Annotated in this window: 22 protein-coding genes, 1 tRNA gene, 1 pseudogene and 1 riboswitch; of the genes and pseudogenes, 9 read left to right on the top strand and 15 right to left on the bottom strand. The window is 40.4% G+C overall.

Annotation, left to right across the window (positions count from 1 at the left end; all coding sequences use genetic code 11):
- Positions 1 to 205 precede the first annotated feature (205 nt).
- Positions 206 to 1,288, bottom strand: coding sequence for a Gfo/Idh/MocA family oxidoreductase (locus AACX33_RS14170; protein WP_193998822.1), 1,083 nt, complete (start codon positions 1,286 to 1,288; stop codon positions 206 to 208).
- 632 nt (positions 1,289 to 1,920) lie between these two features.
- On the opposite strand from AACX33_RS14170, the gene queC reads away from it, so the two are divergent.
- Positions 1,921 to 2,598: a 7-cyano-7-deazaguanine synthase QueC gene (gene queC, locus AACX33_RS14165; protein WP_193999097.1), complete on the top strand. Its 678-nt coding sequence runs from the start codon at positions 1,921 to 1,923 to the stop codon at positions 2,596 to 2,598.
- Between the two features lie 98 nt (positions 2,599 to 2,696).
- Here the strand turns inward: queC and AACX33_RS14160 are convergent, their stop codons facing one another.
- Together AACX33_RS14160 and AACX33_RS14155 are read right to left on the bottom strand one after the other, a co-directional pair.
- Positions 2,697 to 4,049 (bottom strand): CNNM domain-containing protein, encoded by a 1,353-nt coding sequence (locus AACX33_RS14160; protein ID WP_193998821.1) that lies wholly within the window; start codon positions 4,047 to 4,049, stop codon positions 2,697 to 2,699.
- A gap of 87 nt (positions 4,050 to 4,136) precedes the next feature.
- The gene (locus AACX33_RS14155; protein ID WP_193998820.1) at positions 4,137 to 4,838 is read right to left on the bottom strand and encodes a hypothetical protein; all 702 of its coding nucleotides are present in this window, start codon (positions 4,836 to 4,838) and stop codon (positions 4,137 to 4,139) included.
- A gap of 207 nt (positions 4,839 to 5,045) precedes the next feature.
- Between AACX33_RS14155 and AACX33_RS14150 the strand changes: the two genes are divergently transcribed.
- Positions 5,046 to 5,118, top strand: a tRNA-Ile gene (locus tag AACX33_RS14150).
- Between the two features lie 64 nt (positions 5,119 to 5,182).
- On the opposite strand, the gene AACX33_RS14145 is transcribed toward AACX33_RS14150, so the two are convergent.
- Positions 5,183 to 5,617 carry a hypothetical protein gene (locus tag AACX33_RS14145; RefSeq protein WP_193998819.1) on the bottom strand — a complete coding sequence of 145 codons (435 nt, stop codon included), beginning with the start codon at positions 5,615 to 5,617 and terminating at the stop codon, positions 5,183 to 5,185.
- Positions 5,618 to 5,718: 101 nt separating this feature from the next.
- On the opposite strand from AACX33_RS14145, the gene pyrE reads away from it, so the two are divergent.
- From pyrE to AACX33_RS14125, 4 genes are all read left to right on the top strand, one after another.
- The gene (pyrE, locus tag AACX33_RS14140; protein WP_193998818.1) at positions 5,719 to 6,339 is read left to right on the top strand and encodes an orotate phosphoribosyltransferase; all 621 of its coding nucleotides are present in this window, start codon (positions 5,719 to 5,721) and stop codon (positions 6,337 to 6,339) included.
- Between the two features lie 98 nt (positions 6,340 to 6,437).
- Entirely contained in the window at positions 6,438 to 7,280 is an 843-nt protein-coding gene (locus AACX33_RS14135) for an Rpn family recombination-promoting nuclease/putative transposase (protein ID WP_193998817.1), read from the top strand.
- 179 nt (positions 7,281 to 7,459) lie between these two features.
- Positions 7,460 to 7,693, top strand: a complete 234-nt coding sequence (locus AACX33_RS14130) for a DUF433 domain-containing protein (RefSeq protein WP_227788691.1) — start codon at positions 7,460 to 7,462, stop codon at positions 7,691 to 7,693.
- On the top strand, positions 7,690 to 8,031 hold the full coding sequence (locus tag AACX33_RS14125; RefSeq protein ID WP_193998815.1) for a DUF5615 family PIN-like protein: 342 nt from the start codon (positions 7,690 to 7,692) through the stop codon (positions 8,029 to 8,031). Before AACX33_RS14130 ends, AACX33_RS14125 begins: the two co-directional genes overlap by 4 nt.
- A gap of 33 nt (positions 8,032 to 8,064) precedes the next feature.
- On the opposite strand, the gene AACX33_RS14120 is transcribed toward AACX33_RS14125, so the two are convergent.
- The 5 genes from AACX33_RS14120 to AACX33_RS14100 all read right to left on the bottom strand — a co-directional run bounded on the left by AACX33_RS14120 (position 8,065) and on the right by AACX33_RS14100 (position 13,471).
- Complete coding sequence (locus AACX33_RS14120) at positions 8,065 to 8,895, bottom strand: hypothetical protein (RefSeq protein ID WP_193998814.1); 831 nt, start codon at positions 8,893 to 8,895, stop codon at positions 8,065 to 8,067.
- 108 nt (positions 8,896 to 9,003) lie between these two features.
- Positions 9,004 to 10,239, bottom strand: coding sequence for a DUF3825 domain-containing protein (locus tag AACX33_RS14115; protein WP_193998813.1), 1,236 nt, complete (start codon positions 10,237 to 10,239; stop codon positions 9,004 to 9,006).
- Positions 10,240 to 10,465: 226 nt separating this feature from the next.
- Positions 10,466 to 10,633 carry a PCP reductase family protein gene (locus tag AACX33_RS14110; protein WP_193998812.1) on the bottom strand — a complete coding sequence of 56 codons (168 nt, stop codon included), beginning with the start codon at positions 10,631 to 10,633 and terminating at the stop codon, positions 10,466 to 10,468.
- Between the two features lie 111 nt (positions 10,634 to 10,744).
- The gene (gene thiC / locus AACX33_RS14105) at positions 10,745 to 12,118 is read right to left on the bottom strand and encodes a phosphomethylpyrimidine synthase (protein WP_193998811.1); all 1,374 of its coding nucleotides are present in this window, start codon (positions 12,116 to 12,118) and stop codon (positions 10,745 to 10,747) included.
- 7 nt (positions 12,119 to 12,125) lie between these two features.
- A riboswitch (TPP riboswitch) is annotated at positions 12,126 to 12,222 on the bottom strand.
- Positions 12,223 to 12,451: 229 nt separating this feature from the next.
- Complete coding sequence (locus AACX33_RS14100; protein WP_193998810.1) at positions 12,452 to 13,471, bottom strand: Npun_R2821/Npun_R2822 family protein; 1,020 nt, start codon at positions 13,469 to 13,471, stop codon at positions 12,452 to 12,454.
- Positions 13,472 to 13,841: 370 nt separating this feature from the next.
- On the opposite strand from AACX33_RS14100, the gene AACX33_RS14095 reads away from it, so the two are divergent.
- The 3 genes from AACX33_RS14095 (at position 13,842) to AACX33_RS14085 (ending at position 17,971) form a co-directional block, all read left to right on the top strand.
- On the top strand, positions 13,842 to 14,477 hold the full coding sequence (locus tag AACX33_RS14095) for an rRNA large subunit pseudouridine synthase E (protein WP_193998809.1): 636 nt from the start codon (positions 13,842 to 13,844) through the stop codon (positions 14,475 to 14,477).
- 195 nt (positions 14,478 to 14,672) lie between these two features.
- Entirely contained in the window at positions 14,673 to 16,643 is a 1,971-nt protein-coding gene (locus AACX33_RS14090) for a serine/threonine phosphatase (protein ID WP_193998808.1), read from the top strand.
- Between the two features lie 71 nt (positions 16,644 to 16,714).
- Positions 16,715 to 17,971 carry a protein kinase domain-containing protein gene (locus tag AACX33_RS14085; protein WP_193998807.1) on the top strand — a complete coding sequence of 419 codons (1,257 nt, stop codon included), beginning with the start codon at positions 16,715 to 16,717 and terminating at the stop codon, positions 17,969 to 17,971.
- Between the two features lie 39 nt (positions 17,972 to 18,010).
- Here AACX33_RS14085 and AACX33_RS14080 read toward each other — a convergent pair whose 3' ends face one another.
- The 6 genes and pseudogenes from AACX33_RS14080 to AACX33_RS14055 all read right to left on the bottom strand — a co-directional run bounded on the left by AACX33_RS14080 (position 18,011) and on the right by AACX33_RS14055 (position 23,512).
- Positions 18,011 to 18,229 (bottom strand): DUF4327 family protein, encoded by a 219-nt coding sequence (locus AACX33_RS14080; RefSeq protein WP_193998806.1) that lies wholly within the window; start codon positions 18,227 to 18,229, stop codon positions 18,011 to 18,013.
- 603 nt (positions 18,230 to 18,832) lie between these two features.
- Complete coding sequence (gene sppA, locus AACX33_RS14075) at positions 18,833 to 20,668, bottom strand: signal peptide peptidase SppA (RefSeq protein ID WP_193998805.1); 1,836 nt, start codon at positions 20,666 to 20,668, stop codon at positions 18,833 to 18,835.
- 119 nt (positions 20,669 to 20,787) lie between these two features.
- Positions 20,788 to 20,934, bottom strand: a pseudogene (locus AACX33_RS14070) (alpha-hydroxy-acid oxidizing protein); the annotation flags it as partial.
- Between the two features lie 186 nt (positions 20,935 to 21,120).
- Positions 21,121 to 22,158, bottom strand: a complete 1,038-nt coding sequence (locus tag AACX33_RS14065) for an AI-2E family transporter (RefSeq protein ID WP_193998803.1) — start codon at positions 22,156 to 22,158, stop codon at positions 21,121 to 21,123.
- A 674-nt stretch (positions 22,159 to 22,832) separates the two neighbouring features.
- Positions 22,833 to 23,210, bottom strand: coding sequence for a type II toxin-antitoxin system VapC family toxin (locus tag AACX33_RS14060; protein WP_193998802.1), 378 nt, complete (start codon positions 23,208 to 23,210; stop codon positions 22,833 to 22,835).
- Positions 23,207 to 23,512 carry a hypothetical protein gene (locus tag AACX33_RS14055; RefSeq protein ID WP_193999129.1) on the bottom strand — a complete coding sequence of 102 codons (306 nt, stop codon included), beginning with the start codon at positions 23,510 to 23,512 and terminating at the stop codon, positions 23,207 to 23,209. The genes AACX33_RS14060 and AACX33_RS14055 overlap by 4 nt, the downstream gene beginning before the upstream one ends.
- Positions 23,513 to 23,718: the final 206 nt, after the last annotated feature.

Below are 23,718 nucleotides of genomic sequence, written 5' to 3'. Positions count from 1 at the left end.
TTTCTCTCCAGTCTTGTGGATAACTCTAGCTTACGTTTCTCAAAGGTGAATGATCTCTGCTTGCTGGAGTTGAAAACAAGTAGGGAGTCAGGAGCGGTAGAGATCAGGGGATCAGGAGAGAAGGAAGAGGATGAGGTGTAGGGGCGCAGAATACCCCCGTTCCCGGCTCACCTGCTGGGAAGTTTCCTTAACCCCATTCCCTCTTTTACACTGTTGGGGTTAAAGACTGCACTTTCGCTTCAGATTGCCAGTCTAATGGATTCAAAACCCGATCTTCCAAAGCCATTTGCTCAATTAAACTTGCTAATCTGAGGGCTTTGAGGGCTTGTTCACCACCTACCGAAGGTTGATTCCCACCGTGTACGCAATTGACGAAATGCTCCAATTCTGCGCTCAGGGGTTGGACATTAGTGGTGTAAACTCTCTCAATCAAACCATCCTGCCGATAAAGCACTTGTCGATGGTCAGTCAAAGTATTGTGATTTGTTTGTCGGTGAATTAAAATTTCATTATTGAGAAAATCTGCTTCTGTAAATGAGTTTTTGCAGTGAGCTACAATGCGGCGGATTTTGCGGTGAGTGACTTTGCTGGCAGTTAAAGTGGCAACAATACCATTGGCAAAGCCCAGGGTAGCTGTCACGTAATCCAAATAACCAGAATCCAAAGAACGAGTACCGCTAGCCGTTAATTTCACCACTGGAGAAGCAGCTAGTTCCAATAGCAGGTCAATGTCGTGGATCATTAAATCCAGCACCACCGAAACATCATTTGCCCGGTCTGAGTAAGGACTCATGCGATGAGCTTCTAGGGCCAGCAAGTTTTCTGTTTTTAGAACTTTACTCAGTTCCTTAAATGCGGGATTGAAACGCTCAATATGACCCACTTGCAGAATGCACTGAGAATCAGCCGCAGCATTTACTAGTGATTCTGCCTCAGAAATGCTGGCAGCAATTGGCTTTTCAATCAAAACATGAATTCCAGCCAATAGACAGTTGATGCCTACTGCGTAATGCATCCGGGTGGGGACAGCAACACAAACTGCTTCCACATGAGGTAGCAAGTCACAGTAATCTTCAAAAAAATGTCCCTTGTATTTACTAGCTGTTTCTAAACCGCGTTCAACATTAATATCTGACACACCGACTAGTTCAACATCTTTCATTGAACTCAGTATGCGCGCGTGATGTTGTCCCATGTTACCTACGCCAATTACGCCTATGCGAATTGGTTTTGGTTGATTGCGCTGTGTATATGAATTTGGTTCTGCCACTGACATGCTATTTTGCACTATTATTCTCTCCTCAACCACCAAATTTAGAGACGCTACGGCCGTTGGCATTTATACTTGAAAGCCAGTTATGCTCTGTCGAAAACCATCCAGATGGTAACATAGAGGTTACATTTATGAAGAATTTCAAAGTTGGGAATCAGTTCCCCAAATTTGGCTTTTTTTTGGATATTAAGTTGTAAATTGATTAATATTTTTTTCTTTACATAAAATATGCTATGTTTTTTTATTGACTTTATAAACCAATGAAGACGTAAGTAATAACTCATAAAAACCCTTGGGTATTAATAACCGGGATCAATATTTAACTTGGCACAATTCAAAAATAATATTGTTTTGTGATCAAAAATACAGAAATTTGAAAAAACGGCACGGTGATGGTTGTATGAAAAAAGAATATATTGGGAATTGCCACCACTGAAATACTCAAGCAATTTTGGCATAATTTCTGCAACTTCTAAATATTCAGCCGTCTATCTGTTTCCAGGGGCTGGTATAGGCAGTTTTGTTTGGCTATGTGAACACAGTAAAAACCGCCATAACCAAAATGGGTTTATGAGGACTGTAGCATTGTTTCTGGCATTTTGTTGAAGTGTGATTTGGCGATGGGAAATCCAAAAGTTGAAACCGAGATGAAAGCTGTAATTTTATTGTCTGGAGGATTAGACTCTTCCACAGTTTTGTATCAAGCCAAAGTAGATGGTTATGAATGTTACCCGATTTCTTTCGATTACCAGCAGCGACATCGGCGAGAGTTGCAGTCAGCTTTCCTGGTAGCTGAAAAAGCTGGGGTAGTTAAACATCAGGTGGTCAATTTTGACTTACGACAATGGGGTGGTTCGGCACTGACAGACGACACAATTAATTTACCCCAAGAGCGATCGCTCGAACAGATGTCGCAAAATATTCCAGTTACCTATGTACCGGCACGGAATACAATCTTTTTAAGTTTTGCCCTGGGCTATGCGGAAGCGATCGCATCTGAACGGGTCTACATTGGTGTTAACGCCCTAGATTACTCTGGATATCCTGATTGCCGTCCCGACTATATCCAGGCGATGCAGAAAGTTTTCCAGCTAGGAACCAAACAAGGACGTGAGGGCAACCCGATCAAAATTGTTGCACCTCTAATTGATTTGAAAAAAACCGAAATCATCCAACTTGGCAACCAATTGGGAGTTCCTTGGGATCTCACTTGGTCTTGCTATGCAGGATACGATGTCGCTTGCGGTGTCTGTGATTCTTGTCGTTTAAGGCTTGCAGCTTTTGCAGAATTGGGGTTGAAAGACCCCTTGCCTTATCAGCAGTAGGGAGTGGGGAGTGGGGAGTGGGGAGTGGGAAGGAGAAGACGGTAACTTCCAAATGACCAATGACCAATGACCAATGACTAATGACTAATGACTAATGACTAATGACTTGCGTCTAAGCGTCGCACTTGAATTTGATGTAGGCGTGGACCGACGGCTGAGACAACGGTAAATTCCAGATTCTCATAGTAGAAGGTTTCGTCTTTGACGGGGATTTTCTGGAGTTGATACAGCACAAAACCCCCCAAGGTTTGGTACTCCTTTGTCAGGGGTAAGTTGATATGTAAAACTTCGTTGAGGTCTTCGAGGTTGATTTGGGCTTGCACCAAAAATGTTTGGTTGTCTAACATTTCCACCAGCAAGTCGTCCATGTTGTCTGGTTCGCCTGCGTTACCAATAATTTCGGCAATGACATCTTGGATGGTCACCAATCCCACAGTACCGCCAAATTCATTGACTACTATCACCATAGCGGGCTTTTCTTGCTGCATCATAGGTAATAGTTCACTCAAGGGGGTTTGTTCCGGTACAAAGCGAGCGTGACGCATCCAAGGTTGGATATTTGCTTCTGGAGTTAATTTCCCTATTGCTAAAGGTTGTGCCAAATCTTTAAAATAAACTATGCCGCGAATGTCATCTAAAGAGTCTCCAATAATCGGATAGCGCGAGTGACCAGTAGAGATCATTTCTTGAAGTAAGGTCTGGAAAGTGGCATCTTTTGACAAGGCTGCAATGCTAGTCCGGGGAGTCATCACTTCTTGGGCTATGACATCACCGAACTCAAAGACATTATTCAACAATTCTCGTTCTGAAAGCTCTAAACCTGTTGATTCGCGTTCTGTGGAGATGATTAGCTGTAGTTCCTCTGGAGTCACAGGCGATCGCCAACTTTGTCCAGTGTATTCGATGCCAAACAGCCGCAACAAAAATCGGGTTGATTGGTTGAGAATCCAAATGAAGGGGTTAAAAAAACGCACGATCGCTTTGACTGAAGGCCCCAAAAATCGCGCTAGATCCTCGGAGTACAACAAAGCTAATGATTTAGGACATAGTTCACCTAAAACAATTTGCAGATAGGCTATTAAAAAAAAGGCGATGGGAATTGATAGGGAATGAGCGATCACATTACTCATCTCTAAGGGTAAAGGCCAGGATTTGACCCATGACTTCACCAGTACAACAATGGAACTTTCACCAATCCATCCCAGCGCCAAACTAGAAAGGGTAATACCTAACTGAGTTGTCGATAATAATCTTTCAATACTACGTTGTAGACCTTGAACAGCGATCGCCGGAATATCTCCAGCCTGAACCAGCTGATGAATACGCGATCGCCTGACTGTCACCATTGAAAACTCTGCCGTCACAAAAAAAGCATTGATCGCAATCAGCAATAGCACTGATAACAATCTCAGCCCCACATCCGTCCAAATTAAACTAGAAAAACCACTCACCGCCAAAGCTCGTGTAAAAATTACGCCCCCATCTTGGGATTAAGTATCAGGTAGCCAGAAAACTTTTTCCCACCCCCCAAATCCCATTTACCGTTCTACAGGAACATTTAACACCTCTAGCTTCAGCTTTTGAGCCGGATAATCTGTGAGAGACAGAGATATCTGATTCACATCATCCAGTAAAGCTGTAGGAATAATCACCGTACCGGAAACGGCTGGGCTATCAGGAGGTAATTCTGCTGGTAAACCCTCTGTACTAGCACTCAGTGTGCGTCCTTTTTCGTCGCTAACATCCAAAAAACTATACAAAAAGCGCACAGAATCAGTCCCTTTATTCTGCATATTCACTCTCATGAGCAAATCACCACCAGAGTAGCGAACAGATTGCACAGCAAAAGTTACACCCTCACTCTGTGCAGTCACTGGAAATCCTGGTTGAAGTTTTTCTGCAACCACTGCTGGGGGTTTTTCCTTGGGCTTCTGCCTACTGATTCTAGTTTCCTCGTCATTTTCCTCTAACTTTTCTGACTTAGCAGCCTTAGTCTTACCCTCAATTCGAGCCTTGACAATTTTCAGGATCTCATCTTCTTTCAATAGTGCCACACCTAACTGCTGAGAGTTATTGGCCTTACTGCTAGGAAATTTCGTGCTAGGGCGACCATCTGGGGTTGTCACACCTTTGAGCGCTGAACTCCCCATCTCAAAACCTAAAAACGCACTCACCGAACCTGCACCCAGCATCAAGATTAACAACGTTAAAGTTAAAAGTACAGTGGAATTTATTTTCATCGCTGACAAGCTATTGCCGAAAAATCCTGGTCTATTCTAAGCTTATTGAAGATTCAAAGTCTTGAAGCTGTGTACCGAAATCCTTAAAAGAACTTAATCAATACTAGTCTGCCCTATTTCCGAGAAAATATGTAGGTAGTATGAATATCGAATCAACTATTGTGGAGTTTACACAAGCGGTCAAATTACGCTACAATAAAAATTCGACCAGGGTTGGCCGAGCGGTTGAGGCAGCAAACTCATAATTTGCCCAAGGCAGGTTCAACTCCTGCACCCTGGATTTTGTCAGTTCTGAGTAAAGACGAAGACGCGATTAATCGCGTCTCTAGCAGTAACTTCTGATTTTACTGCTTTGTCATAGATTCAAATCGGAACTCAGTCCCAACTCTGAGCTTATTAGCATTCAGGCGAGGAGACATCAGCAAAGATGTGTCATAAGGATTAGGTAAATCCGGAGTGCGAAGATAGGGATCATTGCCTACCTGCTGTTGGAGGACATCACGATAGACAGCGTTAACTAAGTCAGCATCACGGGCAATTTCGTTTTCTGGGAAAGAATTCTGCAAAACCGAACCAGGACCCAGAATTACGTCTAACTGACGCTTGGGGGAGCTATTCTCGTAAAAGTTGCGATCGTGTCGAAAAAAAGCCCGCTCAATCACATCATTTGTGGTTTCATAATTCGGTGTTACCGTCTGAGCAACTACAACAGAAGGAAAAGCCACACCAGAAACTAGCAACCCTAATAAACCACCAAAGGTTTTAAATTTTATCCCCATATTCTGCACACCTCAACTTTTGGGCAAATCGTAACTTATGCTTAATTTCAGAACTCTGATCAGTTCAATCTTTGGTGTAACACAACTTTGACTGTTTTGTAATGACTTATACTACTGAAACCTTTACCCAATCAGATATTTGTGCAGCTACTACTGACCTGACTACCCTGCGCCACAAGCTACTAAATTTATTTTGCCAACTCGCTTATCAGGAAGGTGATTTTGTCCTTTCTTCGGGACAAAGCAGTTCTTACTACATTAATGGTAAGCAGGTAACACTTCATCCCCAAGGGGCTTTAGCCATTGGTCGCATTCTCTTATCCCTGTTACCCACAGATACTCAAGCTGTAGCAGGTTTAACATTGGGTGCTGATCCCATTGTCTCAGCCGTGAGTGTGGTTTCTGCTTATGAAAATCGCCCCATACCAGCGCTAATTATTCGTAAAGAAGCCAAAGGTCATGGAACCAGAGCTTATATTGAAGGGCCTAATTTGCCCGAAGGTGCAAAAGTCATCGTTTTGGAAGATGTCGTGACTACGGGGAAATCTGCCATGAAAGCCGTTGAGCGTCTTCGGGAAGCTGGTTATACGGTTGATACCGTAATTACACTTGTAGACCGACTACAAGGTGGTGCAGAGTTTTATCAGTCGGTGGGGTTGAACTTTCACGCGGTATACACGATTGCTGATCTTCAACAACGGTATCAAGAATTAGCTAATTAATTGGGAAATTAGGGTCGCGCTGCGACTCTCCCTAGTACAGTTTTTGATAGCTTTCTTAAATATTTATCTCTACTACTTGTAGGCGCATCTACAATACCATGACAAAATCCGCAGATGTCAGCACAAAACGCTTGATTAGCCTCGCACCTGATAACTGGGTAAAATGGGTAACGCAAATTCCCGATATTACAGCACAGGAAATACTCAACTCAGAATTTCAATGGATAAGTCGAGAAAGTGATGTTTTAATTCGTGCTAAAAGTCCCCAGTACGGGAATTTTCTCGTTCTCAATGAATTACAACTGCGTCCCACCCTGGATATGCCCCGAAGAATGCGTGCTTATGCGGCACTTGCAGAAGAAAAATATAAATTGCTGACGTATCCTGTATTAATCAACATTCTCAAAACTACGAACGCAGAAATATCTACAACTTATGAATCAAATATTGCTGGTTTGCGGGCAATTCAAGATTATCGCGTGATTAATTTGTGGGAAGTTGATGTAAATATTGCTTTTGAACAACCTTTACCATCTTTGCTGCCGTTTGTGCCAATTCTCAAAGGTGGGGAAAATGAGTCTACAATTCGAGAAGCTCTACAAATACTCCGGGCTGATGAACAATTAAACCAACTTGAGACGGTTCTAGCATTTTTTGCTACTTTTGTATTAGATAGCGCCTTAGTTCAGGAAATCATGAGGTGGGATATGGCTGTATTACGTGAATCGCCTTGGTATAAAGAAATCTTAGAACGCGGACGACAAGAAGGTACTGAGTTGGCATTGCAGGGTATTGAGATGCTATTAGAGATGAAGTTTGGCAACGAAGGTTTAGAGTTGATGCCGATAATCTCTCAAGTGAATGATTTGGAGCGATTAAAATCATTTCAACAGGCAATTAAAACTGCTAATACAGTTGAAGATTTGCGAGAGATTTTGTGATGCGATCGCATTCTCTCATATTTGCTCATAAAGGCGATCGCGCATTTTCTCAAAATAAATTAAGCAATAAAATCTGTATACAACAATCATCATGAACATTGAAAATATTGGAAAAAAGCGTATAGCCAATTTATCATATCGAAATTATGGTAAAATATAATTTTATATTCCAATAAACCATTAATTCAATGAGTGAATTATTGACTCGTATCACGCAAATTTCGGGTCAATGTGGGGGTCGTCCTTGCATTCGAGGTATGAGAATTAGAGTCAGCGACATTTTAGAAATGTTAGCGGAAAATGTCAGCGTTAGCGAAATTCTAGAGGACTTTCCTGATTTAGAACCAGAAGATATTCAAGCTTGTCTTTTGTTTGCTGCACGTCGTACTGATTTTGTCCGGTTGACAGCATGAAGATTTGGATTGATGCTCAGTTACCGCCAACATTGGCAAGTTGGGTAACAAATACTTTTGCTATAGAAGCCTTTTCATTAAGAGATATTGGACTCCGCGACGCTAAAGATATAGAAATTTTTGAAGCTGCAAGAATCGCTAATGTCATCATCATGACTAAAGACAGTGATTTCGTGGATTTGGTTTGTCGGCTAGGGATACCCCCTCAAATTCTTTGGCTGACTTGTGGAAATGTTACTAATCGTAATTTGCATCAACTCCTGAATTTGACATTAGCTGATGCCTTGGAAGAATTACGCCAAGGAGAAATGATTGTGGAAATCAGCAATCGTCAGTAAGCAATTACAATATTTATCGTGATTCTATTTATTTTATCTCAAAGCGATCGCACCCTTTACTACATTTGACTTAATTCGATCAAAGTCTTCTTTCAGCAAAAAATAAATAGTCCTTTCATCCTGTATTTCCTGTTCCAAATGTGACAATTCTGTATAAATCTCAAATAAATTCCTCTCATCCTTTGCATTAAAAGATTTAAAAACTTTTTTTGCTATTAAACCCAAGCATATTACAGAATTAATTCTAGCAATAATAAAGCTAGTTCTTTCTTTATATTCTTGAACAGAATGCGACTTTAAGGAATTAAATTCTTCATTTGTACTAGGGAAGTCGTAAGATGTAAAATTTTTTATATCTTCCAGTAATATATTTAGCTTTCGGCAATATCTTACAATAATACTTAAGTTGCTTGACTTGAATAATTGAATATCACCCAATTTTTCTTTGTATAAATTATCATTTTTAATCGTACTGGCTCTGTCCTTGATTCTTTCCACATATTTTAATAACCCTCTTCTCTCTTCGTCTGTTCGTTTTGGGTCAGAAAAAGTAATGTTCAGAGAATCTGCTGATGTCGAGCCAATAATTGTTTGAGCATTAATAGTTAATCTGTTCTGTACTTCCTGACAAGCGATACGAATGTTGTAGATATCATCAAGTTGATTACTGATAACAAGATCCCATACTTTGGAAACATCCTCTAATAAGTTTTTATATTTAAAAGAGTTAATAACCCAATTTCCGAAAACTATGCCTAATGCAGTTCCCATTCCCGCAATTACTGGTTGTTGCCAATAATCTACCAACGTTTTTAGGCATCCTATAAAATTCACTATATATCCTTCCCAAGCGGTATAAGGCATTAAATTAATTCAAAATTAGGCATCTTAAGGTAATCGATTAAAAAATAAGATTTTTATATCAATATAGATTTCATATTCCAGACTGAATAAATCGGGTATCTTGTTCTTTTAATCGTCTTCACCATCATCCTGAACGATATTTTGTGCTATCAACCAGTCACTATCAGGACGGCAAACTAGGCGAGCATTACTGTATGCCCAATCCAGGGGAAGAATTGTATGTCCAAGATAACTACCTGATTCAGTTTGTTCTGTTACTAATGAAACATCGACTTTATTATCGTCAATAAGGGCTAATGGAAGTAAAAGAGACATAATATTTCGGGTCGGAAAATACATTGGAATAGCAGTTTTATAATTCCATTTCACCCGTTTAATAGCCAATCTCAATGCAGCATCTAATCTATCTTTTATGGCTCTAAACGCTCGCGTATCTTCTTCAAGTGCTTTACCAAATCTCTTAAAGTAAGAATATTTACTCTGATAATCCATTTTTGTTATATCTTCCAAACTAAAGTTTTGAGGAAGATTTTGTTCAAGAAAATTTAAAGGAAGGCGAATTGTATTGTCTACTATAATATGCTGATAATCAAGTTTTGGTTCTCCTGCTGAAATATTGTACAACATATCTGCTGTATTACTAAAATAGTTTGCTTGTTCTGGCATCTTAGTAAATTGACGTACTAGCGTTTTTCCAGCCCAATCTTGACCCTCTATACAAAAGTCGGAAAATTCCCATTCTTGTCGCCTACTTTTGCTTTTCTTGAAAAGTGCAAAAATAGGTTCATAATACTTGTCAACCAAGCCAGTGTTAAAAGTAGCAAATTCTTCTGTAGTAATAATCTTATCCTTTTCTTGAGTCAGCCTATAGAAAGTATAAAATAAGTAGTTATCCAAAATGCGATATTTGTCTCTTTCAAACTCTGGTTTATCGCCGTAAAACCATTGTTCATACAGAGCTAGTTCTCCCAGCTTATTTAAAGTTTTTTTCATATCTCCAAGCCAAGCCCACTCAAAAAGTGCAGCTTTAGGACTTGAATTTTGTTTATTCTTTAGTTTAACTTGTGGTTTTGGTTTTGTTGCCATACCATTTTTCTTTAATTGTGGAGATTCTTCAATCAGCCTTCCCATAGCAACAGGAACTTCAGATGAGTCATCGTGTTTTAGCTCTAATAGGTCAGCGTAATCCCCCAAAAAATGAGACAGTTTGAAATACCCTGTTGATTTAAAATCAAATTCATCACGGAGAAGGCTGCCAAAATCTGATAGATAGAACCAACCATCTTTTGTTTGACATTTCTGTGCAGCTTGAATAATTATATTGCGAATGTCTTCTTGACTCATATTTTACTCCCATCCTCATTAGCTAATAGATCAAAGTAGTAACGCACCGAACTCTTGATAATGGTGCGTTACGAACTCCGTTCTAACACACCCTGCTGGCGTGACAAGGCTAAAATCTATTGCAATATTTTAGCCTTGCCACGCCACTACAATACTCTCTGCGACTCTGCGTGATATTTAATTATAAATATTTTGCGTTTTGCCAAAAATGATATTAGTTAAAATTTTAATTAAATTGTTTTTTCACATCTTCATAAATTTCTAGAGTGATTAGAGAGATACTATTCTCCTCAGCATAGACTTCAATCTTTTTACGGGCAAAAGGACGGACAAAAAAAGGGATTTCCTTGAGTTTAGCTTCAGCGTCAGCAGTCCATTTAATTGATTCACTCATTGATTTTTAAGGCTTAATTTCAATATAAATATTTCGATTTTTCTAAATTCACTCTCAAGATTAATATCGTTACCAGGTTAACCCCAGTAACGACATTTAACGAGAATTACCTTAACCTTGAGTTACAGGTTCCTTCGCCAAGAACTTCTCAAGTTCAGTCAACGCATCAGCATCAACTTTGGTTTGCATGGGGCAGAACTTAGGCCCACACATCGAACAAAATTCAGCAGTTTTGTAAATATCTGCTGGTAGAGTTTCGTCGTGATACTCTTTAGCTCTTTCGGGGTCTAAAGATAATTCAAACTGACGATTCCAATCAAAGTTATAACGAGCTGCTGAGAGTTCATCATCTCTGTCTCTCGCACCTGGGCGATGTCTAGCAATATCCGCAGCATGAGCCGCTATTTTATAAGCAATCAAACCATTGCGGACATCTTCGGCATTGGGCAAACCTAAATGTTCTTTAGGTGTAACATAGCACAGCATTGCAGTTCCGTACCACCCAGCCATTGCCGCCCCAATTGCCGAAGTAATGTGGTCATAACCAGGAGCAATATCTGTCACCAATGGCCCCAATACATAGAAAGGTGCTTCAGAACACTCTTCCATCTGCTTCCGGACATTAAACTCAATTTGATCCATTGGGACGTGTCCAGGCCCTTCTACCATCACCTGTACATCATGTTCCCAGGCTTTGCGGGTTAGCTGTCCGAGGGTTTTCAGTTCTGCTAATTGTGCAGCATCTGAGGCATCATGAGTACAGCCAGGACGCAGGGAATCACCCAAACTAAAAGAAACATCATATCTTTTGAAAATCTCAATGATGTCGCTGTAATGGGTATACAGAGGGTTTTGTTTGTGGTGATGCAGCATCCACCGCGCCAAAATACCACCACCACGGGAGACAATACCTGTGATGCGATCTCTGACTAAAGGTAAATGTTCAATTAAAATCCCGGCGTGGATAGTTTGATAATCTACACCTTGTTGGGCGTGTTTTTCGATAATGTGCAGAAAGTCGTCGGCGGTGAGATTTTCAATTGTGCCGTGGACACTTTCTAAAGCTTGATAAACTGGTACTGTGCCAATAGGAATAGTTGAAGCATTAATAATAGCGGTGCGAATTTCATCTAAGTTACCTCCACCTGTGGACAAGTCCATCAGGGTATCAGCACCGTATTTCACCGCTAGATTCAACTTATCCACTTCTTCTTGAAGATTAGAAGAGTTGGGAGAAGCGCCGATATTAGCATTAACTTTACATCTGGAAGCGATGCCGATCGCCATCGGTTCTAAGTTAGTGTGATTAATGTTAGCAGGGATAATCATCCGTCCCCGCGCCACTTCATCACGAATGAGATCCGCCGGCAGGTTTTCCCGCTTGGCCACGTAGTGCATTTCTTCGGTAATAACACCCTGACGCGCGTAGTGCATCTGAGTTACGTTACTCTGACCACGACGTTTAGCAACCCATTCTGTCCGCATATTTGAATTCCTCAATAAACAGCTTCCCTCCGCTGGTATTAGCCAGACTCAGGTGTTAAGGGTGTGATCTCAGCCTGAATTTTCAGGCACCCCTAGCATGAATGAAATTGTAGCACTTTAGAGGATGTTTGAAAAGTCAAAGTGAGTCAAAAATTATGCAAGTCGTCTAACCATAATACGTATCATCGCAATATAAATAAACTGATTGGCTATCAACTGCTGCTTCTGATGGACTAGGTTCACGTCCTGCTGCCACTCTCACCCAATGGTAAAGTTTGTTAGGTTTGCAATTAGTTCCCACTGCTCCCATGTCAAATCAGTAGTTTCCAACTATCAATTCTTGATTTTAATTAATATATTCTTCTTGATTTTATTAAAAATTTGCTGCCAAATGCGATAAATTCTGACTGCAAAATTAGCTTTCTTTAAATAACTTGGTGCTGCCTCCGGTTGATTCATAAATCTGTAATGTAAAAATACTTCTTGGTGTGGAATATTCGTATATTCACCTTGGCATAATCTTTTAAATACTTCGCATTTATAACCCATATAATGAATTCGATGAATTGGCTTTAAATCCTCCTTGTTAAAGAGTACATAGTCCTTTTCAACAAAAGGATCAACTCCAGCAATATTTCCTGTTCTCACTCTAGCATCTTCACTTAATGTATAGTTAAAAATTTTGCAATTAAGTTTAAAAGTGATGTAACTAAAAAGATAAACTTCGTCCCACCATCCTCGAATATTTATAAATTTAATTTCTTCATCTTCTAATAAATTATGCTTGATTTGTGCTAGCAATTCGTCATTTATTAAGGTAGATTTGGATGCAAAAAAATCAGAGCAATGGCACTGTTGTTTAATATCTTTTTCCTGATGGTGGTATTTATCTTTTATTAAATCAACGGAAAGGAAACTCTCTGTTTTGCGATGCTCCCAGTCGTCAAAAATACAATCATAATCAGTTAGCTTGTTAAAACAATCATCCAGTGAGGACATGACTAATTCATCGCTATCTATATAAATAAAATTTTCAAAAATACCATCGAAAGAACACATTTTCCTAATAGTATTAGAACCGTGATACCAAGCTGTCTGCTTTAGTTCTATAAATCTTTCACTTGCCCATATTTCTGAAGCAAAATCTTGCCATTTGTTCAAAGATTTTTCGTTATCAAATAAAAATATGTTTTCTAAATTTAGGTTTTTAAGTTTATCGATTTTGTGATCATAGGGGATAATACAAATTGGAATCTCAGTATCGTAATTTTTTCTAATGCTATTTATTAAAGCAATAACTTGATCGTATACATTGTCATTTGCTAAAGTGTAAATTCCTTTTGGGAAAGTCATAATATATTCTCGCAAAAATATTCTTATTTTCATAGCATATCATTTTTGATCTGCCTATAGCCTTTATAAAAATCAAAATTATTTTTGGACTGAGATTAAGTTTGAATACATAGATTTAAGGATAAAAAAGCTGGAGAATTTAAGCTAATCATTGTCTAAACACAAAAAATAATTTCCTACCCTTTGGGTTCGCCAGTTTAGACAACACCCCCTACCCTACACTAGACTTGTCTTTACATGGTTATAAATATTTTCCTCAAATTAAATGATTCATTTTGCGGGGTTGGTGTCCTCCCGCAGCTGAAATGTTTGTCGCACTGTCAGCCTGTAGGTCATTAAAATTGACTGATAAGCAATGACTAAATAACTAATGGCTAATCATTACCGCTATATGATTTTTTACAAACCCTATGGAGTCCTCAGCCAGTTTACGCAGGAAACACCAAAACATAGTACCTTGAAGGACTATATCCCGGTTCCGGATGTTTATCCTGTGGGGCGTTTGGACTGGGACAGCGAAGGTTTATTACTATTGACGAACGATGGACAATTACAACATCGCCTCGCTCATCCTCGGTTTGGACATCAACGCACTTACTGGGTACAGGTAGAACGCATTCCTGATGTCGATGCTATCAACCAGTTACAAACAGGTGTGGAAATTCAGGGTTATCGGACTCAACCAGCGCAAGTCAGACTGTTTTTAGACGCGCCACATCTACCTGAACGCCACCCGCCAATTAGATTTCGCAAAAATGTTCCGACATCTTGGTTGGAAATGACATTGACTGAGGGCAAAAATCGCCAAGTGCGGCGAATGACTGCGGCTGTGGGATTTCCCACGTTACGACTGGTCAGGGTAAGCATCGCTCATCTCCATCTGGATGGTCTACAGCTAGGTGAGTGGCGCGACCTCATGCCGTCAGAACTCGAATTTTTGCATAATTTGCCTAAAAATTACCAAAGAGTTTCTAGGGCTATTACTACCAGGCGGAAGTCAAGCTAGAGGATTTTCCAGAAAAATTAGCGACAAATATCTGAAATATTGGGCTAATATGCGTCACAATTAATACGTCCACCAAAATTCACTGGTAAAACCCCAATTAATTGTACTTCTACTCTAGGCAGAGGCAGCCAATTGTGGGACTTTGGATATTAGTGACTAGAAGCAGCTTGGAAAGGCAATTGAGGAACTTCCATTATGCTGATTTGCCCTCAGTGTACATTTGAAAACCCTAACACTAACAAATTCTGTCAAAGCTGTGGTGCATCCCTGACCCACAAGGTTTGTCCTGAGTGCAGTACGGAAGTACCCGTGAACGCACAACTTTGTCATAACTGTGGTGCGGAATGCGGAATAGTTTGGCAAGCAATTATTGCCAAGTCAAGGACTGGGGAAGAAAGTGAAGACACGACTGTTACAGAAGAGAATCAAGAAATCTCCCCTACTTCCACCATTTCCCGATTACAACTCTCAGTAGGTTCTTACTTAGACCCAGAACAGCGTTATCAATTATTAGAACCGCTATCAGCCGCAGAGGAAAATATTTCTCAGGCGGAAATTTTGGTGAAGGTGTTGGACTGTCAGCCATATCAAATATCGCCGATTGAGGCCATACTCGCTAATCAGCAACAGGGATTGGTGGTGCCATCACTGGAAATAAGTGAAGTTTCTCGTCTGGCGAAAGCTTATATTGTCTTACAATCCCAATCTCACCCAGGTATACCAGCAATTCATGATGCCTGGCAAGAAGATGATCTACAGGTGCTACTGATCGAAGACCGTTCAGATTGGCAGTCTTTACTGGATTTATGGCAATCTGAAACAACGTCTACGTTACAAATTTTACACTGTCTTTATCAGATGACCCAACTCTGGGCTGTATTAGAAACGGTGAATTGTCGTCAAAGTTTGTTGGAGTTGGCGAATCTGCGCTTAGATGAAGACCAAACGCTGGCGCTACAGAGGTTATATGTAGAACCACTGAATGAACAGCCAAGTAGGACATCATCTGAAGAGGGAGAAGTAGAAACATTTACTATCCCAGAGCAACTTTTAACTATTCAAGCTTTGGGGCAAGTTTGGCAGGCACTATTTAGACAATCCCAACGGACTCAATTTGGTTCTGTAGTGCAGATTTTGGAAGATTTGGCACTAGGTAAAATTCAGACTGTAGAGCAGTTGCGATCGCGTTTAGAAGACATCGCGGCTGAATTAGAAACACCTATGACCAGCACTGCTGATTCAATGGAAGAAAAAGATATTGCGACACCCACTATTTTGCAATTCGATGATTTAGATGATTTCTCTGCCAAAGCTGATGATATGCCAACTGTTGTGCTGTCAATGCAATTGAGCAGTTTGGAAGATGCAGGACGCACTGATGTTGGTCGTCAACGTCATCACAATGAGGATTGCTTTGGGATTGAAACCAAAATCAACAAGCTGGAATTGCCCAAAAAACAAGTTTTACAAGCCCGTGGTTTGTATATCCTCTGCGATGGTATGGGTGGTCATGCAGGGGGTGAGGTAGCCAGTGAGTTGGCAGTTAATACCGTCAGAGAATACTTTGATCAACATTGGATTACGAAGCAAATGCCCCTGGAAGCTATGCTGCGTGAGGCCATATATTTAGCTAATCAAGCAATTTATGAGGTAAATCAAGAAGAAGTCCGTTCTGGTATCAAGCGCATGGGTACTACCTTGGTTATGCTCTTAATTCAAGGTACTCAAGCCGCAGCCGCCCATGTGGGAGATAGTCGCCTTTACCGCCTGACACGCAAGCGGGGATTGGAACAAATCACAGTAGATCACGAAGTAGGTCAACGAGAAATTTCTAGAGGCGTGGAAGCTAGCATCGCCTATGCTCGTCCGGATGCGTACCAGCTAACTCAAGCTTTAGGGCCTCGTGATCAAAACTCCATTAATCCCGATGTGGTGTTTTTTGAAATTACTGAAGATTGCCTTTTCATTATGGTATCGGATGGTTTATCAGATAATGATGTCCTAGAAAATCATGGACATAATCAACTGCTTCCCCTACTCAGTTCTGGCGCTAACTTGCAAAAGGGAGTTACAGAATTAATTGATTTAGCAAACCAATACAATGGTCATGACAATATTACTGCTATACTTATCCGGGCCAAGGTGCGCCCAGATATGGACAGTTAAAGATACCTGGTGAATGATTTCTTCACCCTCATCCCCAATACCTAATTGTTTAAGCTTATGCAGGTCGTATTGTGGTTATTCTGACCTTGTTAGAACCGCAACAAAAAAAGCCACTCCAGCAGTGGTGTTTTGAAAATTCCGCCGTAATTCGCATTGGTCGCGCGGGGGATAATGATGTGGTTTTATCTGATAGTTTGGTTTCGCGGCACCATTTGGAATTGAGGCAAGTTAATTCTGCCAAAAATAAAAATGTTGCTTCTTGGCAGGTGTTTAGTCAAGGCAGTAATGGTACTTTTCTGGACGGTACGCTGGTGCTTAATTGTCCTTTACCGGATAATTCCCGGCTGCAACTGGCACAGGGAGGGCCAATATTACAATTCCAATTGCAAAAAATCCCCGATACTTTGCTGCGATCGCCTGAAGGTGGCGAAGAACAAGAAAAAACGCTGGCAAATTTAGCCTCCACTTGCAACCACGAAGGTAATTCCCCGAATAATCTATTTTGTATTCATTGCGGTCAACCTCTGAGGGTTCAACATAAAATTCGCCAATATCAGGTGTTGCAAACTCTCGGACAGGGCGGTATGGGTACTACTTATCTCGCTTGGGATGCAGCAGGTCTGATTTCTCAAAAACCACAATTGCTGGTTTTAAAGCAAATGAATGCTGACATGGCTAAAATTGCCAAAGCCCAAGAGTTATTTGAACGAGAAGCGAATACTCTCAAATCCCTTGACAATGCGGGGATTCCCAAGTATTACGACTTTTTTGTAGTTGGTGGGAAAAAATACTTGGCTATGGAATTAATTCATGGCCAGGATTTAGAAAAAAAAGTTTATGCCACTGGGCCTGTAACGCCCAGCCAGGCGATCGCTTGGATGATTCAAACCTGCGACATATTACAATATCTCCATAGCCAAAATCCACCACTCATACACCGTGATATCAAACCCGCTAACCTGATGGTGCGAAATGCCGATAATCAGATAGTAGTGTTGGATTTTGGGGCTGTGAAGGAAATTGGGACGACACCTGGCACTCGTATTGGTGCGGAAGGTTACTGCGCTCCTGAACAAGAACGAGGACAACCCTTAACTCAATCCGATTTATATGCCATTGGGCCGACGCTAATTTTTCTGCTCACAGGCGAAAATCCTTTCAAATTTTATCGCCACAGAGGTCAAACTTCCCGCTTTGATGTGGTCAAGATTCCCACAATTAGCCCGCAACTGAGAGAAATTATTGAACGCGTCACGCAGCAGTTGCCACGCGATCGCTACCAAAGTGCTAAAGAACTGGCTGTAGCATTAGCTGCTTGCCAGGTATAGGGAGTCGGGAGTAAATACTTACTCCCAATGCTGGATGCCCTACTCTTCGTCCCACGCTTCCACTTCTAGCAATTCGCCAATTGGATCTTGCATAGTAAAGCCAAAGTCTTGCAGTTCCTGTTTCCAGTGCTGCCAGTCGTTGCCATAGAGTAATGCAATTTTCCAAATGCTATCAGTTGGTTTGATAATATTGGATTCGATGAGTGATTGCACGTTACGCTGCAATTTCACCATTGGGTGAATCACTTGCTGAGTCATAGCCTCGATTCAATTCAGATTTTGTTTGGTAAATACTTAATCAAAACTGCTTTCCGTTTTGCAATTGTCATCGATGCGTTGAGGATTGTAATTGGCAAAGCAAGTCTTAACCTCTTAACTATACCATAACAAGCTCTACTAGTTGGCTGGAAAATTTGGTTTTGTACGGTAATCACCACTACATTACTGAAATTCTGCCGAGCCGACATCGGTGATGCTATACGCGAAAGCTAGCCATACTAAAAATTACATGGAAAGATAACTGGGGAAGACCTGCAAATTTTTTTGTTTTATAGTCACCAGAATCTTTGTGATTGTTAACAGACCATAGAACCTGGGAGTTTTTGATGATTTTTGCGTAATGGTGCCAGAAATTTGATTACGCATACTTAACCCTTATATAGACTATCGCAAACATCGAGAATTAAACAAACTTCTGAGAAATCTTTATATAAATTTAATAATTACCCCCAAAATTTAACTCCTGAATCGGAAGGATAATGGTGGGTTACGCTGCGCTCACCCCGACTACAATTTTTGGGGAATTTATTTTTTGGTGTTCCCTTAGCCGATGAGTGGAAACAGAACACCGAGAGAAAAAACTTACTCCAGCCGAAAATTGAAGGGTAAACGAGTGTAAATCCCTTGAGGATCATTCATCTTTTGGAGAATGACCATTTCCTGTTGGAGTTTTTGAAATTCCGCCATCAGGGAATTAGATGGTTGAACTGGCATTCCCACAATCTCTAAAATAGTGCTGATTTCTTGAACCGCGCGGCCAAAAAAGCGTTCTTCCAAGGTACTGACTCTCGGATACTCTTGCAATTGCCAATCGTTATCCAGTTTAGCTTGCTGGGCAGCATATGCAATAGCCGCATTCAGTCCACCGATTTCATCCACCAAACCGATTTGTTTGGCGGCCATTCCTGACCAAACTCGACCTTGGGCAATTTCTGCGACTTTTTGGGCTGGTAATTTCCGACCTTGAACAACTTTATCGAGGAAGAGATTATAAATGCGGTCAACGCTGCGCTGATAGATTTCCAACTCTTGGGCTGATTTTGGGCGTGTCACGGTTTGATTGTCGGCATAACGTGCAGTTTTTACCGTATCCCAAGTGATACCATTCTCATTGGCTATTTTTTGCCCATTAAATAGCACTCCAAATACGCCAATGGAACCTGTAATTGTCGTTGGTTCGGCAAAAATGCGGCTGGAATCGCTCGCAATCCAGTAACCACCAGAGGCGGCGACATCACCCATTGAGACGACAACAGGTTTGACTTCGCGAGTCAATTGTACTTCTCGCTGCATCACCTCGGATGCGGTAGCGCTACCTCCGGGGGTATTAATTCGCAAGACAACAGCTTTGACATCATTATCTTCGCGTAGTTGATTCAAGATTCTGGCAAAGCGATCGCCACCTACTTGATCATCTTCCCCGCTACCATCGACAATTTCGCCTTCAGCATAAACTACAGCAATTTTATTTTGGGAGTTGCGTTCTACACCCAAGGATTTACCGGAAACTTGAGCGTAGTTTCTCAGATTAATTTGCCGGAATGAGCTATCTGTCTGATCGCTGGGTGTTAATTTTTTCAGTTCGGTAACGACTTCATCCTTGTATCCTAATTGATCCACCAAACCACTGGCTTTGGCTTCAGTTGCTGTGAGGATCGCCTGAGTATCTGCGATCGCTTGCAACTTTTGAGGGGTAATTTTGCGACTAGAACCGACTGTAGTCCGCCAATCTCCCCAAACATCGTCGAGTAATTTTTGAATTTGTTGGCGGTTTTCTGGACTCAACTCGTTGAGGATAAATGGTTCAATTCCGCCTTTAAATTTGCCTACCCGCACTACCTGAACACCAATTCCGAACTTTTCTAAAGCCCCCGCCAGAAACATCGGTTGGCTACTCAAACCCTTAACTTCCATCAAGCCTATGGGATTCAGGATAACGGTATCCGCCACCGAACTCAGGTAATAGTCCCTTTCACTCAAACCCACACCATAAGCGACAACCTTTTTTCCAGATGCGCGGAACTTCTCCAGCGCCTGGCGTATTTCTGTCAGGGACGCAAACCCCGTGTTAGCAGATGTAGTTGTTCCGGTTGCGTCTAAATAAATACCGACAATTCGCGGATCAACCCTGGCTTTTTCCAAGGTATCGAGAACGCTACGGAGTGTCATCCTATTGACTTCGGCTCCTGATAAGGCTCGTTGTAGCAATTCGCCAGAACCAGGAGGACTATCGGTAATATTCATTGACAAATCAAAAACCACCACTGACTGATCTTTGACTTGGGGACTAGTATCTCTGGAGCTGGTAACTGCAAATAACAGTAATAATAGTCCTGTTGTGCTGATACCGCAGAAAATCATCAGTCCGAGTACAGTACCTAGAATACTAGCAAAAGTTTGTTTGAAAAAATTACGCATTTTAGTTATTTAGTATAATCGACGAAAAGCTTCAGGTTTCACCCGATCGGAAAGTCTGGAATGAATCGCGGGAAGATTTATTGTATTCGTTGTCAAGTTTGTGAATTCTGCAAGTTATTTCATTTCCTGTTGCTAGTACAAAATAATACTATAGTAATTTCCGCAAGCAACACCTTAACTAAATCATACAATGCTGCTTTCGATTCCACTTTCTTTAGAAAAGGCATAGTCAAACCAGCGACATCGGCTTTGAGGGCGATCTCCTTCCAGTCCATTGGTCATTTGATGCGATCGAACATCTTCTTCTAAACAGATACAGAGATGATCCGCTGGGCGTGACTGGGTTGGTGCTGAGTTGTTGGTAAGGGAGTTCACTGGTAAATATAACTCAAAGCAGTTGTCATCACTATTGTTACAGTTATCGAAATTTTGTGGTATTACCTGGTGATTGTCTAATTTCCCCCCTGCATTTCCTCAACTTTAAACATACTAATTAATACTCCTGCAATGGGAATTGATAGAAAAATTCCGACTAAACCTGCTATTTTTGCCCCTACTAATAAAGCAAAGAACATGAAGACTGGATTCATATTGATTGAGCCTTGCATAATGCGTGGCATCAGTAAATTTTCTTCTATTTGCTGAAGGACAATACAACCAATTAATACTTGCAGACTCAGCCAAATGCCTTGAGGTAAAATAATCAGAGCAACTAGGGTAATTCCAATTGTAGCGCCAATCCCAGGAATCAAATCAAATCCCCCGGCGATCGTCGCTAAAAATAAGGCATAAGGTAATTGGAGAAAGATAAATAAAATAAATGCTGAAACACCAAAAAATAAAGATAATAATAAACGACCCCAAAAGAAGCCTAAAAAGTTTTGTTGAACTGCTAAAGTCAGCTTATTACGAACATTTGCCGGAAAAATCTTGATCAGAAAATCCCAAACCCTTTTGCCATCTAACAACATAAAAAAAGCTACAACTGCAATCAAAATTAAATCAATTAAATTCGTTAATAAAACTTGAGCTGTTGTCCAACCCGTGCCAATTACTGCTAAAACTTGATTGCGTAACTCCTCTTCAACCACTTGAAAATCCACTTTAAAATTAAATCTAGTTAGGATATTTTGTAATTTGTCTAATAGGGAAATAGCATAGTCAATAAATTGAGGTGTTTGTTCCAGTAATTGTTGAAATTGAGATAGTATGGCAAAACCCAAAGTTGCTATCAACCCACCCAAAACGAGCAGACTCACTAAAAAAACTATAACAACTGCAATGCCATGTGGTAAAAAACGTTCAGACAACTTGACTGGATAACTCAGCAAAAATGCCAAAATCCCAGCAAATATAAAAATGACAATCACTGTGGAAAAATAAGCAAATACTTGCACAATTGCCCAACCAATAGCTAACAGCAATACATAGCGAATCAGCTTTGTATTATTCAGTTGCTTCCATAACCTTATGACGTTTGGCTCATTCATAATTTAGACAAATTTTATCTGATATTAGTTAATAATAATTCTCTATAGATCTTGAGAATAATTTTGTTCAATAATTAGCCAGGATTACATCTACCTCCGGTGACGTTTTTTCGGATGAAATGACTGATTATGCTGTTGTTCTGCCGAGATATGTACAGCATATTCAGAGGTAATAATGGCAGAGCCGCGCTGTTTCGCGTAAACCTTGGTAAATTCCGCTCCTAAAAACAGAATGTGAGCAGCGTAAAAAATCCCAGTGATCAATAATCACAAACGAGCCAGCCACGCCATAAGCAGAACCAAAATCAGTTCGACTGAGGAACTGTCCAAACAAATACTGTCCTACTAAAAATAAGAGTGAGGTGATGAATGCACCAACAATAGTATCACGCTAGGCAATATCGGCATCTGGTAGTATACTATACATCATAACAAGTATTAATGTTGTTCCGCCAAAAGTAATAAATAAGCTAATGAATTGCCACAGATAACCTGAACCGGGGACTAATTCAGAGGTATTGTCTTTGCTCGCATGGAGAGTTGTAAAATGTAACACCTAAATGCTTGCGCCGTGAGTATCAGCCGAACAGTTACAGCAAGCCTTATTTAAACCTCCGCGTACCTACCCTGCGGGTTCCGCTTGCGGTATGCATAAACCTTTGCGCCCCTTTGCGTTAAAAAGGATTCTCAATATTTAGTCCAGTAATTCCTTGAAAATCATTAACATTTCTTGTTACTAAAACTGCATCTTGATTTATGGCTGTAGCGGCGATAATTGCATCAGGAAGCTTAATTTTGTACTGTCGTTTTAATTTAATTGTTTGATCTTCAATATCTCGTAACAGTGGAACTGACTTAAACTGAGATAGCAAATCTTCAATCGACTGCTGTTCATCTGCTGATAAACCCGGAAAACTTAGTAATTCCATGCGAATAATTGGTGAAATAAGGACTTCGTGCAAATGCAGAAATTTTTCTGTAAATAATGAACTAACTGTGAACTCATCAGCCAGATAGTAAATAAAAATATTCGTATCATAAAGATATCTCATTCATCCCATTCCTGACGTAGAGTATCTAAATGAGCCAGAATAGCTGATTTTTTATGGTTTAAAATTCCTTGAGCTTGAGTAATTTTTTCATAGTTCTGGTCAACTGCTTCCCCAAATTGAGAAACTGGTGTATTTTTAAGCGAAGTTTCCAAATGGCTTAAACCAGACTCATGTTCTTCAATTTGATCATCTATGAACAAAACAATTACTTTTACACGGCTATGTTTATGAGCCATTAAAGGGGTATCTAAACAAAGTTGACCGTTTTTATCAACACTTGCCATTATTTCTTGGGCTATCATTTTTGTTTCCCTTATTAATCACAGAATAAAAAGAATTATCTTAACAGTATATCATTTGTTAATTGTAAATCATTTATAAATATCACTCTTAAGGATGAAATTAACTTACTACTCTCGATAGTGGTGGAAGCAATTCAAAATAGATAATCTAGATAAAGGGAAACCAAAATTCACCACACAAATTCTTAGCGGCGCGGACTGAGGAT

Origin of the sequence: Nodularia sp. LEGE 04288, assembly GCF_963896525.1 — a bacterium.
Classification (GTDB): domain Bacteria; phylum Cyanobacteriota; class Cyanobacteriia; order Cyanobacteriales; family Nostocaceae; genus Nodularia.
This window is presented reverse-complemented; position numbering and strand designations above follow the sequence as displayed.

Excerpts from the sequence above, each read along its gene's own strand:
- AACX33_RS14120 (WP_193998814.1), bottom strand. The coding sequence starts at position 8,895 with ATGCCTTATACCGCTTGGGAAGGATATATAGTGAATTTTATAGGATGC.
- AACX33_RS14080 (WP_193998806.1), bottom strand. The coding sequence starts at position 18,229 with ATGACTCAGCAAGTGATTCACCCAATGGTGAAATTGCAGCGTAACGTG.
- AACX33_RS14145 (WP_193998819.1), bottom strand. The coding sequence starts at position 5,617 with ATGGGGATAAAATTTAAAACCTTTGGTGGTTTATTAGGGTTGCTAGTT.
- AACX33_RS14090 (WP_193998808.1), top strand. The coding sequence starts at position 14,673 with ATGCTGATTTGCCCTCAGTGTACATTTGAAAACCCTAACACTAACAAA.
- AACX33_RS14095 (WP_193998809.1), top strand. The coding sequence starts at position 13,842 with ATGGCTAATCATTACCGCTATATGATTTTTTACAAACCCTATGGAGTC.
- thiC (WP_193998811.1), bottom strand. The coding sequence starts at position 12,118 with ATGCGGACAGAATGGGTTGCTAAACGTCGTGGTCAGAGTAACGTAACT.
- AACX33_RS14125 (WP_193998815.1), top strand. The coding sequence starts at position 7,690 with ATGAAGATTTGGATTGATGCTCAGTTACCGCCAACATTGGCAAGTTGG.
- AACX33_RS14110 (WP_193998812.1), bottom strand. The coding sequence starts at position 10,633 with ATGAGTGAATCAATTAAATGGACTGCTGACGCTGAAGCTAAACTCAAG.
- queC (WP_193999097.1), top strand. The coding sequence starts at position 1,921 with ATGAAAGCTGTAATTTTATTGTCTGGAGGATTAGACTCTTCCACAGTT.
- sppA (WP_193998805.1), bottom strand. The coding sequence starts at position 20,668 with ATGCGTAATTTTTTCAAACAAACTTTTGCTAGTATTCTAGGTACTGTA.
- AACX33_RS14115 (WP_193998813.1), bottom strand. The coding sequence starts at position 10,239 with ATGAGTCAAGAAGACATTCGCAATATAATTATTCAAGCTGCACAGAAA.
- pyrE (WP_193998818.1), top strand. The coding sequence starts at position 5,719 with ATGACTTATACTACTGAAACCTTTACCCAATCAGATATTTGTGCAGCT.
- AACX33_RS14065 (WP_193998803.1), bottom strand. The coding sequence starts at position 22,158 with ATGAATGAGCCAAACGTCATAAGGTTATGGAAGCAACTGAATAATACA.
- AACX33_RS14135 (WP_193998817.1), top strand. The coding sequence starts at position 6,438 with ATGACAAAATCCGCAGATGTCAGCACAAAACGCTTGATTAGCCTCGCA.
- AACX33_RS14100 (WP_193998810.1), bottom strand. The coding sequence starts at position 13,471 with ATGACTTTCCCAAAAGGAATTTACACTTTAGCAAATGACAATGTATAC.
- AACX33_RS14055 (WP_193999129.1), bottom strand. The coding sequence starts at position 23,512 with ATGATAGCCCAAGAAATAATGGCAAGTGTTGATAAAAACGGTCAACTT.
- AACX33_RS14060 (WP_193998802.1), bottom strand. The coding sequence starts at position 23,210 with ATGAGATATCTTTATGATACGAATATTTTTATTTACTATCTGGCTGAT.
- AACX33_RS14155 (WP_193998820.1), bottom strand. The coding sequence starts at position 4,838 with ATGAAAATAAATTCCACTGTACTTTTAACTTTAACGTTGTTAATCTTG.